Here is a 13,302-nt window from a genome sequence, read left to right as displayed (position 1 = left end):
TTTAGTTCGCAAATAATAAAGTAATCTTAACTTAGTTTTAAAACAGAGTCTTATCTGAACCGCAATTTTCGTGCTCAGTCATAAGATTCTGACATATCGCACGATAAGGGAGCTTCATTTTTACTACTATATGATCACCTCAATTGAAAAAGACGTCGTCGATATGTTTTCTTCGTGATGAATGATTAGCTCTTTGGCTGTTTCAGATCGTTATCACGTCTTTAGATTACGCTATTCTTTTTGAGCCAAGTAGCTCAGGCGATGGAATACAGTGTTTAGATAATTCTCATGAAAGGAAGTCGAATGGTGAGAAATTTATTGCTTGTTTCTTTAGCTGCTTTGCCGGCGATATCAAGCGCAGCGGTCATGGACCAAGCAGAAAAATTTGGGTACGAACACATTCATTTGGATGTTGGTGCCGGAACGACAAACGAAGAATGGTTAGATAACTCTAATGCGACCACAGTTGGACTCGGTGGTAACTATTTGTTTACTGAGAACTGGTTGTTTAATGTTGATTACTCAGCGCAGTTTTTCCATCCGGATGATTTTACTCTTCGCATTGACCGCCTTTTGTTTGGTGGTGGTTACCGTTATGGAGTTACAGAGCAATTCGATATCTACGGGATATATGGAATAGGCGCAATCAAAGCGAAAGCGACGGACGACAAAACGGATAATACGTTGTCTTCCGATAGCGAATTGATTCAAGCTGTAACTGTTGGGGTGAATTACTTGCTCAGTGAAAAGCTTATTGCGACAGCTGAAGTGGAGTTTAACCGTAGTGATATCGTTGATGAGAACAATTTTAAGATCGGTTTTAACTACCAATGGCATAAAGTCATCGGCACTGGTCTTTTTTATCAGTTTAGAGATACTGATTACAGCGGTGAAAGCTCAGATTACGTCAATGAAGTAGGGCTGAGTTTGAAGTTTGTCTACTAGATCGGACGGGTTCGTTTTTGGCGTTAAGTTAAAACAAAAAAGGTCAGCTTATGCTGACCTTTCCTTTTAATAAAGTATGCGACAGTCGATTATAAAACCGCTGCAATGCCTTTACACAGAGGGCCCATATTTGACTTCGTCATACCAGCAACACTGATTCGGCCAGAACCGACAATGTAAATACCGAACTCTTCTTTAAGGCGGTTAACTTGCTCTTTAGAAAGACCAGAGAAAGAGAACATACCATTTTGACGTTCGATGAAACTAAAGTCTGCGTCCACACCCTCTGCTTTTAGTGTCGCTACAAATAGTTCACGCATTTCTTGAATGCGGTCACGCATTTCTGCTACTTCAGCTTCCCATTCCGCACGCATTTCGGCGTTGCCAAGAATGTGAGTCACGACAGCGCTGCCGTGTGCAGGTGGGTTAGAGTAGATAGAGCGAATAATGGCTTTAACTTGAGAAAAAGCGGTTGTTGCGACTTCTTCTGACTCAGCTACTAACGTGAAGGCACCTACGCGTTCATTGTATAGGCCAAAGTTTTTCGAGAAAGAGCTCGCGACTAGGATTTCTTTGTTGTATTTAGCAAAAGTACGAAGACCTGCAGCATCTTCTTCCACACCTTTAGCAAAGCCTTGGTAGGCGAAGTCGAACAGAGGAAGCAACTTCTTCTCTGCGACAAGTTTCGCCAATGTTTCCCATTCTTCAGCTGTAGGATCGATCCCTGTAGGGTTGTGACAGCAGCCGTGTAGAAGCACGATGTCGCCTTCAGACGCAGATTGCAGATCATTTAGCATCGCGTCGAAGTCTTTGTCTTTTGTTTCAGCATTGTAGTAGCTGTATTGTGCCGTTTCGATACCAGCAGCAGTAAATACGCCGTTGTGGTTCGCCCATGTAGGATTGCTGATCCAGATCTTTACATCGCCTAGTTGACGTTTAATGAACTCGCCGGCAACACGTAGTGCACCAGTACCACCCGGAGCTTGCGCTGTTTTAGCGCGTTTTTCGTTTACAATTTCTGCATCAGAGCCGAAAAGCAGTTTTTGCACTGCAATACCGTACTCTGCTGTGCCTTCGATGGTTAGGTAAGATTTGGTTTTTTCAGTTTCAACAAGTGCTGCTTCAGCTTTCTTTACTGTCGCAAGAACGGGAGTTTCGCCTTGCTCGTTTTTGTAAATACCTACGCCAAGGTTAATTTTGTCTGCGCGAGCATCTTTTTTAAACTCTTCAGTAAGGCCAAGAATAGGGTCAGCCGGAGCGGCAACTACTTTTTCAAACATAATCTTCATCCATGTTAATCGAAGGGGTGTGCTAACATTTATACCTTTCAGCAATATTGGTTACAACCGTTACTGAAAAGAAAACCTAAAAAAGTTGCGATTTGAAACAGAATTCTAACATAACTAAAGTTTTTGCCATGAAAACGTTTGGTAGACACAGAGTTTGAAGGGCATTTATGCCATGGTTGGAGAAGTTTTGCACACATCCCAATCGTTTCAATTCAGTGCTTTGCGTTAACGCGTTTATAATTGTCTAGTGAGGATTTGTTGAGACAAAAACGCCCCACCAAAGGTGGAGCGTTTACTGTTAGAAGTATGGATATCGGTTGGGGTTATTTCTTCAGATTGATTTCCGACTCAACCGCATTGGTTTCGATGTCAGGGTTAGAAGAAAGTTTTTCAGTCGCCCAGTCGTTCATATGCTTTAAGATCGCTTTTAATGCGTGCTTTTCGGTTGGTACTTCTGTCTTTTCAACTTCAAGTTTTTGCTTCGGATGCGTACCCGTCGCATCTTCCGCAACGTGTAGCCAATCTGGGTGCCAGTAATAAGGTTGGCCGGAAGGAGAGCTCCAAGAATGTACGCCGTTGGATTCACCTTTGTATTTAATATCTTCTTCGTTGTATTTCGCCATTATTGTTTTCTCTCATAATCCATGAGTTGAGGTGTGCATCACCATTACTATTTAAATGTAACAGATGTAATGAAAATTAATGTGATAACAATCGACTTATTTTGCCCTTTGAACGCTATAGAAGATGCGTACTTCTCATTCAGAAGAATTTACTATTTGGCAGGTTTTAGCTTTATTTGTGTTTAAAGCATACAACGATGGATTCGCCTACCTAATGCTATTCTTGAACGGTGATAGAGCCTAAACTACTCGTCATTCAAGTGTTTGAGAATCGCCGCTTTTGCATGCTCTTCTGTCGCTGTTTCTCCATCAGGGACTTCAAGGTCAGCCTTTTTGTGTTCACCCAAAGCATCTTCAGCGATATGCAGCCAATCAGGATGCCAATAATAAGGGGTGGTACTGCCAGGATGGTCCCAACTATGTACACCTTTATGTTTTCCGCGATACGAGAGATCGTCCATTGTAAAAACTTTCATCGCTTCCTCCTGATTTAAAGACAGTAGTTCGAAGTGAGTTTAACGCACTCAGTCCAACGTAAAACCTTGGCTTTTAGGTATTGCAAAGATGTAAGGCAATATGTGTGTAACAGTCAAAGTATGGGATATAAACGCTCACTTCGTGGCTGAAATATCTATTATAAGCTTGATAAATTACGTTGCTAAATTGAATACTCCCATATCAGAATGCTGGCGCGAAGTATGCTATGGTGCGGCTGTAAGTGAAATGAGGGAAACATGAACCGATACCGTCAACTGGCTGAGCTGTTCAAAACGCAGATTCAGCAAAATACATGGAGAGCAGGGGAAAAGCTGCCATCAGTGCGTGTAACAAGCCGAAACCATTCTGTCAGCGCAGGTACGGTATTACAAGCTTATCAGCTGCTCGAAGCACAAGGTTGGGTCGCAGCGAAACCTCAGTCTGGATACTTTGTGACTGCGGAGTTGGACCGCTTCGAACCGAGTTCTCCAGCCACTTCCGTTTATCGCTCTAGCATCAACGATGAACTTTACGACTACCTCAAAAATCAGGCCTCACCGAATGCGGTGAAGTTTGGCTCCGCGTTTCCAGACCCTGCATTGTTCCCATTAGAAGCGCTAAACCGCAACCTAGCCAGCTCAGGCAGGAAGATGGGGGCAGAGACGTTATTGGATAACTTGCCGCCGGGCTGTGAGTCTCTACGCCGTTTGATTGCTCAACGGTACATCCAACAAGGTATGGTGTTTACCCATGATGATATTGTCGTTACTTCTGGCGCATTAGAAGCATTGAATTTGAGCCTTCAGGCCGTGACCCAGCCTGGAGATACTGTTGTAGTTGAATCACCGACGTTTTATGGCGCACTTCAAGCGATTGAACGTTTAGGTCTAAAGGCGATAGAAATAACGGTGGATCCGTTAACTGGACATTCAGTGGATCAAATTGAAGCGACTTTTGCCGGCAATGATGTTCGCGCATGTTGGTTAATGACTAACTTTCACAATCCAACAGGAACCTTATTAAGTGACGGGCAGAAGCAACGTATCGTCGAACTGGCTGACAAATACGATGTGTACTTGATCGAAGATGATGTGTATTCAGAGCTTTATTTTTCTGAAAAAAAGCCAAGCTCACTTAAAGCTTTTGATACACAAGAGCGCGTGTTGCATTGTGGATCATTTTCAAAAAGCCTTTGCCCTGGCTATAGGCTGGGCTGGGTGGTAAACAAACGCTTCAATGAGCAACTTCAAAAGCTGCAACTTATCTCGACGTTGTCAGGCAGTGCACCAATCCAGCAGGGTATCGCGCATTACTTGCAAAACGATAGTTATGATAGCCATCTTAGAAAACTGCGAAAGAATCTTGAGCAGCGGCAATTGGCGTTTATTGAACTGGTTGATAAGTACTTTCCCCAATCGATTCGTTACACGGAACCGGAAGGCGGCTATTTTCTTTGGATAGAACTGCCGAAAACAAAGTGCGGAAAAGCGATTTATCAGAAGTTATTGGAAGCGAACATCACTGTAGCATTTGGTCAGTTGTTTTCTATCGCTCCAAATTATGAGAACTACCTGAGGCTTAATACATCGTTACTTGTAAATGATGAATTAGAACAAGCCGTGAAGACGGTCGGAGAATTACTTCATTAGCCAACTGTTTACCTGTTTTTTGCTCAAACTGTATCAGTGGACGATACCGAAGCTGTGTTTCAATCATGGGCAGACAACCATTTAGGTTAGGAGCCGTAATGAAAAAGCAGTTGGTAAAGCATGAACTTAGGTTGATGGGTGTTGCTATTTTTAGCGCATTTTTGTTGGTGTTTGCACACTTGATATTGGCGAAATCTTTCTCTCATATGGTTTGGACGGAATACACTGCTGCCGTTATCCCATTTGTGATGTTTGGCTTGTGTGTGGTTGGAGTAAAATACGCAGCGCGAGCAGATGAGGATGACGACGAAAATAACAACTAGAGTGTATACATCGGTTGCTAGAAAATCATTCGTACAAAATAAAAGACCTCCACATGGGAGGTCTTTTTAATTCAATATCACTAAAAAGTGATTAGAAGTTCGCAGAGCGAGGAGTACGTGGGAATGGGATCACGTCACGAACGTTGCCCATACCAGTTACGTAAGATACTAGGCGCTCGAAGCCTAGACCGAAGCCTGCGTGTGGCACTGTACCGTATTTACGTAGATCGCGGTACCAGCTCATATGTTCAGGATCGATACCCACTTCACGCATACGCGCATCTAGAATGTCTAGGCGCTCTTCACGCTGAGAACCACCGATGATTTCGCCGATGCCCGGTGCTAGAACGTCCATCGCTGCAACTGTTTTACCGTCATCGTTAGCACGCATGTAGAATGCTTTAATGTCTTTCGGGTAGTTCTTAACGATTACAGGTGCTTTGAAGTGTTCTTCAGCAAGGAAACGCTCGTGCTCAGAAGACATATCGATACCCCATTCAACTGGGAATTCGAACTCACGACCTGAATCAAGAAGGATCTGGATTGCGTCAGTGTAGTCAACTTGCGCGAAGTCAGAAGAAACGAACTGCTCTAGACGAGTGATTGCTTCTTTGTCGATGCGTTGAGCGAAGAACTCAAGGTCATCGCGACACTCTGCAAGGACTGCTTTAAACACGTACTTGAGCATGTCTTCAGCCAGTTTCGCTACATCATCCAGTTCTGCGAACGCAACTTCAGGCTCAACCATCCAGAATTCTGCTAGGTGGCGGCTTGTGTTTGAGTTTTCAGCTCGGAAAGTAGGGCCGAAAGTGTAAACTTTGCTTAGCGCACAAGCGTAAGCTTCTGCGTTTAGCTGACCAGATACGGTTAGGAACGTCTCTTTACCGAAGAAGTCTTCGTTGTAGTCCACTTTACCAGCGTCAGTGCGAGGAAGGTTTTCCATGTCTAGCGTAGATACGCGGAACATTTCACCAGCGCCTTCAGCATCTGAAGCCGTGATCAACGGCGCAGATACCCAGAAGTAACCTTGCTCGTGGTAGAAGCGGTGGATTGCTTGAGATAGGCAGTTACGTACACGTGCTACTGCACCGATTACGTTTGTGCGCGGACGTAGGTGCGCAACTTCACGTAGGTACTCGATTGAGTGACGAGTTTTTGCCATTGGGTAAGTTTCAGCATCTTCAACCCAACCAACCACTTTAACGTCAGTGGCAGCAAGTTCGAAGTCTTGACCCTTTGCAGGAGATTCAACAATCTTACCAGTTACTTCAACAGAGCAGCCAGTCGTTAGCTTTAATACTTCGTCTTCGTAATTATTAAGATTATTTGGGACCACGGCCTGAATCGGGTCGAAACAAGAGCCGTCATATATGGCAAGGAAAGAGATTCCAGCTTTGGAATCACGACGTGAACGGATCCAGCCACGAACAGTCACTTCGCTGTCTACTGCTAGCTGACCTTTCAATACGTCTGATACAGGCGCGTAAGTCATGTTTTCAATATTCTCCATTGAGGTAAAAATTCAACTCAACGCTTACTTAAAGTACTTGTCTAATAACATTTTTGTTCAAAAAACAAGCTAAGCGCTGAGTTGGGTAGCATTTTACAGATTCAACGAGACATATTACCTGTCAATTCGCTCGCATCAACCTTTATATTCGTTTTGATGGGGAGAATCTCTCTATTTATTCACTCTTTTGTGCTCTGAAAGTGTGAATTGGTTTAGTAATTGCTCTAAACGTTCGGGTAGATGCTCTAAATCAACACTAATATCACGCGTGTGCGATGCTGATTGCGATGTGTCGTTAGCATGCAGTGTGATCACATCTATTTTAGATTGAATATGCTGACTTACATCAGATGTGGTTTGCGTCTGGTTTTGGATATCTTCTGCATGTCTGAGCACTTGGCGCATTTCGTCAACAACGTTATGCATTGTGGCTGATAGTGCCTCGACATCGACAGAGCGTTGATGAGCAAACTGGCAGACGGTATCAACAGAAGTTAATGACTCTTCACTTCCTTGCTGGAATTGAGAAATGATATGTTCAATATTACCAGTGGCCTCAGCCGTCCTAGAAGCCAGGTTACGCACTTCTTCCGCGACGACCGCAAAACCGCGCCCTTGCTCTCCGGCTCGGGCGGCTTCAATAGCAGCATTCAACGCGAGCAGATTGGTTTGTTCTGCAATACCCTTAATAACCACAAGAATGGACGACACTTCTTCGGTTCTTTGATTTAGAGAGCTGATTTTTTCCCGTACGGTATCAATGTTACTTACTAGTTGTTTGATGTCTTCACTTACATTGTGTGCTTGGCTTGCACTATGAGTGGCGACATCAACGGTGTGATTGACCAAAACAGTAGCGTTGTTAGTCGAGTCCTCAACCGCAGTTTGTTGCTGCAGCATATCGGTGATATTGCTTTGTACTTCGCTGGTCTCTAGCTGTTGGTTATTGGCAGCTTTATCTGTGGACTGCGCGACAGCAGTTAGTTTACTCGCGGAGTCGGCAAGTGAGTGAGAGGTGTCTTGCACACGTTCTAAGCTTTCGGAGACCGTATCCATGAATGAATTGATGGCAGTAGAAAGTTGGCCCACTTCATCCTGTTGGTGATGCATAAGTCGTTGAGATAGATCTTTGCTATGGCTCACATTCGACATGAATTTCGACGTTCTTTGAATTGGTCGTACAATGATTTTCTGAATCAAACTCATCGTTATGATGAAGCCCACAAATGCGATTACGGCCATTATTCCCATCGCAAACATTGCCTGTTTACTGATCATTGAATTGACATGATTCATGTTGTATTCCAAGCGAATCGCGCCCAACACTTCTCCTGCTGGTGCAACGTGGCAAGAAACGCAGTTGGTGCCACGGTAATTTTCGCTCGATTTCATTGGTAGCGCGACTACTAACCCTTTGCCCCAATCGGCTGAGATTGGTTCAATCACCAGTTCACCATTCAACGCTCGTTGATCAATATCATCGACAGGCTGCTGGTTTTGTTGCCCAGGTCCGTAAAGTTTGGTCACAGCGTCAGCTCGCAACACGCGAACTGCTTCAATGCCTTCTTGGGCCAGGGCCTTTTGACGTAAGGTTTCTTTTTGCGACATGGTGCCCGTAAGCATCATCATATTTAGGCTATCGAAATAATTACTAGCCTTATCATGGAGTTGTTCACTAAGAACATCATTGATTAAGGTTTTTTGTTGATGGTATTGGTAAGCCGTAGAGGCAGCTAGAACGCAGCTGAAGACAGCAATTAACGCCAGTAAGAGCTTAAAAGTGATAGTTGAGCGCATAAATTTATAAGTGTAATTGGAACGAACTGCACAATATTAATGTGCACAAATGCGCACTGCGAACAACGAAATGAATGATTGTGACCCCACACATGTTGGGGATATGTAATTGTGATGTGAGTGCTGTGTAATCAAATGTTTGGCGCGTGACAGAAATACGGCGCTTTGGTGTGAGTGATAGCAAAGAGGCCGGGAACCAGCGGAAGTTTTTGCTACGCTTGTATGGGGTAACGCTTGTCTCTTGGCAGCGAATTCCTTAGTATTGCCTGTCTTTTTAAAGCCTGAGAATCAAGATGAAAACAGAATTATACAAAGAGTTTATGTTCGAAGCAGCACACCATTTGCCACACGTACCAGAAGGTCACAAGTGTGGTCGTTTGCACGGACACTCTTTCCTTGTTCGTCTTTATGTAGAAGGTGAAGTTGATCCACATACAGGTTGGGTAGTGGATTTTGCAGAGATCAAAGCTGCATTTAAACCAATTTACAATCGCTTAGACCATTACTACCTAAACGACATTGAAGGGTTAGAGAACCCGACTAGCGAAGTGTTAGCAAAATGGATTTGGCAGCAGCTTAAGCCAAGCTTACCACTGCTAAGTAAAGTAGAAATCAAAGAAACGTGCACAGCTGGTTGTATTTACAAAGGCGAATAAGTCACTTTCTATTGAGCATTAAACAAAGGCAAGCGAGAAGCTTGCCTTTGTTGTATCTGAATGCCCCAATTTTGATTATGCTTCGCCTGCTAGCTTAATGGATGTCGTAGAATCCATTCTTTTTCATTATCACCCAATGTTGTTTCCTCTGTATTAATGAATCCGCACGCATCAAAAAAACTGATAGCGTATTGCTGACTTTGTGGAACAGTGGCGCAAAGAGAGGTGCTTTTAGGGTTAATGGTATACGCATAAAGGAAGAGTTTACGCAATGCCTCACTCCCAACCCCTTGACGTTGGAAATGTTGATCAATCATCAAGTATTTAAGCTCCAGTTCGTATCGTTTAGCAAACGGCGCATGTTGGGAGAAACCTTTATCGATAACAAGATAGCCTACTAATAGGTCATCAGAATAAATCGTAAACAACGCCTCTGACTTACTACGTTTTTGGTAAGCCATTTCAAACGGTGTAAAAAATCCTTTTTGCTCTTCTTGCACATCCAATTGCATCAAACTTGAAAAATCTTTCAGTTTGGTGGGTTTAATCGCAATCATCGCTCAATCACAAATTGGCGGCATACCGTTATGCCACCACGAGTTTTTATAGAGTATTAAATCTATTTTAAGTAACTAACCGAGTGAAGAAAAGCTAGCAATGAAGAGGGTAATAATAACCTTGGTGAATATAGGCGCCCAATGTTGTGAGTAAGTGAGCACTGTCTGCCGTTTCTACGCCTTCAACAATGACCGTGCAGCGATACGTATTGCCCATAGCAATTAACTGACGCAAGGTTTCTATCTTTTTATCATCAGATTTTAGGCCAATAACAAATTCTCGGTCGATTTTGAGGTAGTCCGGATTCAGCTTGCTGATAAGCGCCACATTATTATTGCCGGTGCCAAAGTCATCAATACTGATTTTACAATCCAGTGCTTTTAGTTTCGCGACATTGCCATAAATCTCAGAGGTATAATACATCGATGCATTTTCTGTGATTTCGATTGTCAGCAAACGGCAATCCCGATTAGATAGCTCTCTATATAGGATTGAAAAGTTACGCCCTCGCAGCAAAGAAGGACAAACGTTAATGCTGATAGGGATGGGCAACGCTTTTTGTTTGGTGTAGATGGAATCAATCACCAGTAAGGTATGAGTTAGCAGCAATCCATTGCGGATCAGTGTTTCAATAAACCGTTGCGTATTTTTTACCTTAAACCGGGAGAGGGCTTCGTAGTGCACAATCTTTTGTGCCGAAGTGTTATAAATCGGTTCCAGTTTTATTTTGAATTGTCGAATTGCGCACAAGTAAGCCATAAAGGCTTGTAGGGAGCGGTGACGCAGTATAATGAGAAAAAGTAAGCTCAGTAGAATGATACTTTGAAACGGTCCAGAGATGTAATACACCTCTTTATAGCCACTATTCTTTACGTGATAATTGAAGAAGCGTTCATTGGTGTTACCAATCTCTAACGATGTTCCGGTATTCGTTGATAGCTTCATACCGGAAAGAAAAAAACGTGAAATATGATTTTCAACATTGTCGGATAAGTTAATGTTTTTAACACGAACCAAAACAGTTGCGTTATTTAAGTCAAATGATTGGGTAGTGTAATTGCTATTGTTACTCCACTCTTCAAAGGCTTTTTTGCTGACAGGGACAACGGTTTCTGGAGTGACTAAGCATCGAATATTGAAACGATCTAGCATCATGCTCGATTCCACCAACTTCACATTATCAAATAGTGACTTCAGTTCGCTTTCATTAGCAAAGCAACTCCTGCGGGAAAGGTTCTCTGCAATTTCGAAGGCGTTATCCAGATAATTATGTTTAACGATGCTGTTTATCGCGTAGTAACAGATAGCAAAGAAAATGATCGCAGTGATCAACACAACCCACATTGCTTCTGAATAGATCTTTTTATTACGCAGGCAAATACGAAGCGCTTTGCGAAGACTATTGGTTGTGTATTGATTGATCTTCTGTTGATGTTCGATGCCATTCTGATGGTTGTTTTGCATAGTAAAAGGGATGAAGTATCCGGTCCGGTGAATGTTTTCGATAATGTTTTTGTTAGTGGTTAAATGTTCTTCCGTGAGCTTGCGAAATTTCTTTCTTAGAGCGGCCACCGCGTTTTTAAAGCCATTTTCAGGCAGTGTCATTTTGTATTGTTGAGTGATTTTGCTTTCTATTAACCGCTGACTAATCGGCGTATTTAAACTGCCGTATGTGGCGATAGTTGACAGAATGGCGTACTCATTTGGGTTGACAGGAATGGAGTGGTGGAGTGACTGATTGAGCTCTAGAGATATTTCGTTTTCGGACAAGCAAACGCAGATTTGGTTTCCAATTTCAAACCTAATCATGTGTTGATGTGCTCCAAGTTTAATTTTTGGCTACGTTATCAATAAAGCTAGGGAAGAGATGTGATTTTTTACTGAGATATCCATAATATTTGGATATATTCAACGTTTTAGGTTTTTTTTTACTTGTCCTGATAACGCATTCTCCTGGGTTTTTGGGGTATAAAAAAACCCGAGCATAAACTCGGGTTTTGATTGGTATTCAGAAAGGCGTGTTAGCAAATCACTTTGATTGCTAGACCACCTTGAGATGTTTCGCGGTATTTCGCGTTCATGTCTTTACCTGTTTCTAGCATGGTTTCGATAACCTTATCTAGAGAAACAGTTGGAGCTGAAGAGCGACGTAGTGCCATACGAGTAGAGTTGATTGCTTTTACTGCCGCAATACCGTTACGCTCGATACATGGAACCTGAACCTGACCTGCAACTGGGTCACACGTTAGACCTAAGTTGTGCTCCATTGCGATTTCTGCTGCCATACATACTTGCTCTGGGCTACCACCCATAAGCTCAGCAAGGCCTGCTGCTGCCATAGAACATGCCACGCCAACTTCACCCTGACAGCCAACCTCTGCACCAGAGATCGACGCGTTACGCTTGTAAAGACCACCGATTGCGCCAGAAGCTGCAAAGTAACGGATGTAATCTTTTTCAGTCACAGTTTGGATGAACTTATCGTAGTAAGCCAGTACCGCAGGGATGATGCCACACGCACCGTTAGTTGGTGCTGTAACAACGCGGCCACCTGCTGCGTTCTCTTCGTTTACTGCGAAAGCAAACATGTTTACCCAATCAACAACAGACATTGGGTCGTTTGTTGTCTTTTCTGAAGTAAGTAGCTGCTGGCGAAGTGCTGCTGCACGGCGAGGCACACGCAATGGACCTGGCAAAATACCTTCTTCATTCATACCGCGATCCATACACTCGCGCATTGTGCGCCAGATGTTTGCGAAATAAGTACGAGTTTCTTCATCTGAATGAAGCGCATGCTCATTCTTCATGGTTAGTGCGCTGATGGACAATCCACTTTCATGGCATTGGTTAACCAGTTCCTCTGCCGTTGTAAACGGGTAAGGTACTTTTACTGGGTTCTCAGCTTCTTTACCGAAATTTTCTTCATCAACGATGAAACCACCGCCGATAGAGTAGTAAGTTTTTGAGTACGCTTTTTCGTCATCAATCCAAGCGTGGATCTGCATGCCGTTTTCGTGTAGCTCTAGGTTTGTTTTGTGGAAGTTCATTCCACCTTCACGTGGGAACGATACTGTGTGACAGTGCATGCCAACAGGAAGGCGTTCAGTTTCTTCTACACGAGCGATAAAGCCCGGGATAGAATCGATATCAACTTTCTCAGGAGTGTTGCCTGCAAGACCCATGATGATAGCAATATCTGTGTGGTGACCTTTCCCTGTCAGTGATAGTGATCCATAAACGTCAACGGTGATTTTAGTGATGTCGCGCAGTTTTCCCATTGCACGAAGATCATCAATAAACTCTTTACCCGCTTTCATTGGGCCTACAGTGTGTGAGCTTGAAGGTCCAACACCGATTTTATAGATATCAAAAACACTAATCATATCGATTACCTCAGAAGAAAGCCTCCCAAGGGGAGTTGGGAGGCTTAATTTTATCGTTATATTTTTGGATTAATCATACTGCACTGGGCAGA

Annotated in this window: 12 protein-coding genes; 4 read left to right on the top strand and 8 right to left on the bottom strand. The window is 43.3% G+C overall.

The annotated features are described in order from the left end of the window. Nucleotides 1-303 precede the first annotated feature (303 nt). Nucleotides 304-945, top strand: coding sequence for an outer membrane beta-barrel protein (locus R7Z77_RS06545; RefSeq protein WP_054574733.1), 642 nt, complete (start codon nucleotides 304-306; stop codon nucleotides 943-945). Nucleotides 946-1,034: 89 nt separating this feature from the next. On the opposite strand, the gene R7Z77_RS06540 is transcribed toward R7Z77_RS06545, so the two are convergent. From R7Z77_RS06540 to R7Z77_RS06530, 3 genes are all read right to left on the bottom strand, one after another. Continuing rightward, a complete protein-coding gene (locus tag R7Z77_RS06540; protein WP_017636105.1) occupies nucleotides 1,035-2,225 on the bottom strand; it encodes an amino acid aminotransferase in 1,191 nt (396 codons plus the stop codon). 332 nt (nucleotides 2,226-2,557) lie between these two features. Further along, nucleotides 2,558-2,857, bottom strand: a complete 300-nt coding sequence (locus R7Z77_RS06535; protein ID WP_005376885.1) for a hypothetical protein — start codon at nucleotides 2,855-2,857, stop codon at nucleotides 2,558-2,560. Nucleotides 2,858-3,102: 245 nt separating this feature from the next. Further along, complete coding sequence (locus R7Z77_RS06530) at nucleotides 3,103-3,333, bottom strand: hypothetical protein (RefSeq protein WP_017636104.1); 231 nt, start codon at nucleotides 3,331-3,333, stop codon at nucleotides 3,103-3,105. Between the two features lie 258 nt (nucleotides 3,334-3,591). Between R7Z77_RS06530 and R7Z77_RS06525 the strand changes: the two genes are divergently transcribed. Next, on the top strand, nucleotides 3,592-4,983 hold the full coding sequence (locus tag R7Z77_RS06525) for a PLP-dependent aminotransferase family protein (RefSeq protein ID WP_193838082.1): 1,392 nt from the start codon (nucleotides 3,592-3,594) through the stop codon (nucleotides 4,981-4,983). Nucleotides 4,984-5,081: 98 nt separating this feature from the next. Continuing rightward, a complete protein-coding gene (locus tag R7Z77_RS06520; RefSeq protein ID WP_017636102.1) occupies nucleotides 5,082-5,306 on the top strand; it encodes a hypothetical protein in 225 nt (74 codons plus the stop codon). Nucleotides 5,307-5,397: 91 nt separating this feature from the next. Here R7Z77_RS06520 and asnS read toward each other — a convergent pair whose 3' ends face one another. Further along, nucleotides 5,398-6,798: an asparagine--tRNA ligase gene (gene asnS / locus R7Z77_RS06515; protein WP_017636101.1), complete on the bottom strand. Its 1,401-nt coding sequence runs from the start codon at nucleotides 6,796-6,798 to the stop codon at nucleotides 5,398-5,400. Between the two features lie 189 nt (nucleotides 6,799-6,987). Further along, nucleotides 6,988-8,613: a methyl-accepting chemotaxis protein gene (locus R7Z77_RS06510; protein WP_213967799.1), complete on the bottom strand. Its 1,626-nt coding sequence runs from the start codon at nucleotides 8,611-8,613 to the stop codon at nucleotides 6,988-6,990. 293 nt (nucleotides 8,614-8,906) lie between these two features. Between R7Z77_RS06510 and queD the strand changes: the two genes are divergently transcribed. Next, complete coding sequence (gene queD, locus R7Z77_RS06505; protein ID WP_005376896.1) at nucleotides 8,907-9,269, top strand: 6-carboxytetrahydropterin synthase QueD; 363 nt, start codon at nucleotides 8,907-8,909, stop codon at nucleotides 9,267-9,269. Between the two features lie 89 nt (nucleotides 9,270-9,358). On the opposite strand, the gene R7Z77_RS06500 is transcribed toward queD, so the two are convergent. The 3 genes from R7Z77_RS06500 to R7Z77_RS06490 form a co-directional block, all read right to left on the bottom strand. Then, nucleotides 9,359-9,826: a GNAT family N-acetyltransferase gene (locus tag R7Z77_RS06500; RefSeq protein ID WP_213967798.1), complete on the bottom strand. Its 468-nt coding sequence runs from the start codon at nucleotides 9,824-9,826 to the stop codon at nucleotides 9,359-9,361. A 94-nt stretch (nucleotides 9,827-9,920) separates the two neighbouring features. After that, nucleotides 9,921-11,636, bottom strand: a complete 1,716-nt coding sequence (locus R7Z77_RS06495) for an EAL domain-containing protein (protein ID WP_138940463.1) — start codon at nucleotides 11,634-11,636, stop codon at nucleotides 9,921-9,923. Nucleotides 11,637-11,848: 212 nt separating this feature from the next. Next, complete coding sequence (locus R7Z77_RS06490; RefSeq protein ID WP_005376899.1) at nucleotides 11,849-13,210, bottom strand: L-serine ammonia-lyase; 1,362 nt, start codon at nucleotides 13,208-13,210, stop codon at nucleotides 11,849-11,851. Nucleotides 13,211-13,302: the final 92 nt, after the last annotated feature.

Source organism: Vibrio sp. 1401 (genome assembly GCF_033340295.1).
The sequence above is the reverse complement of the archived record's forward strand: the minus strand, read 5'-3'. Positions and strand labels throughout refer to the sequence as shown.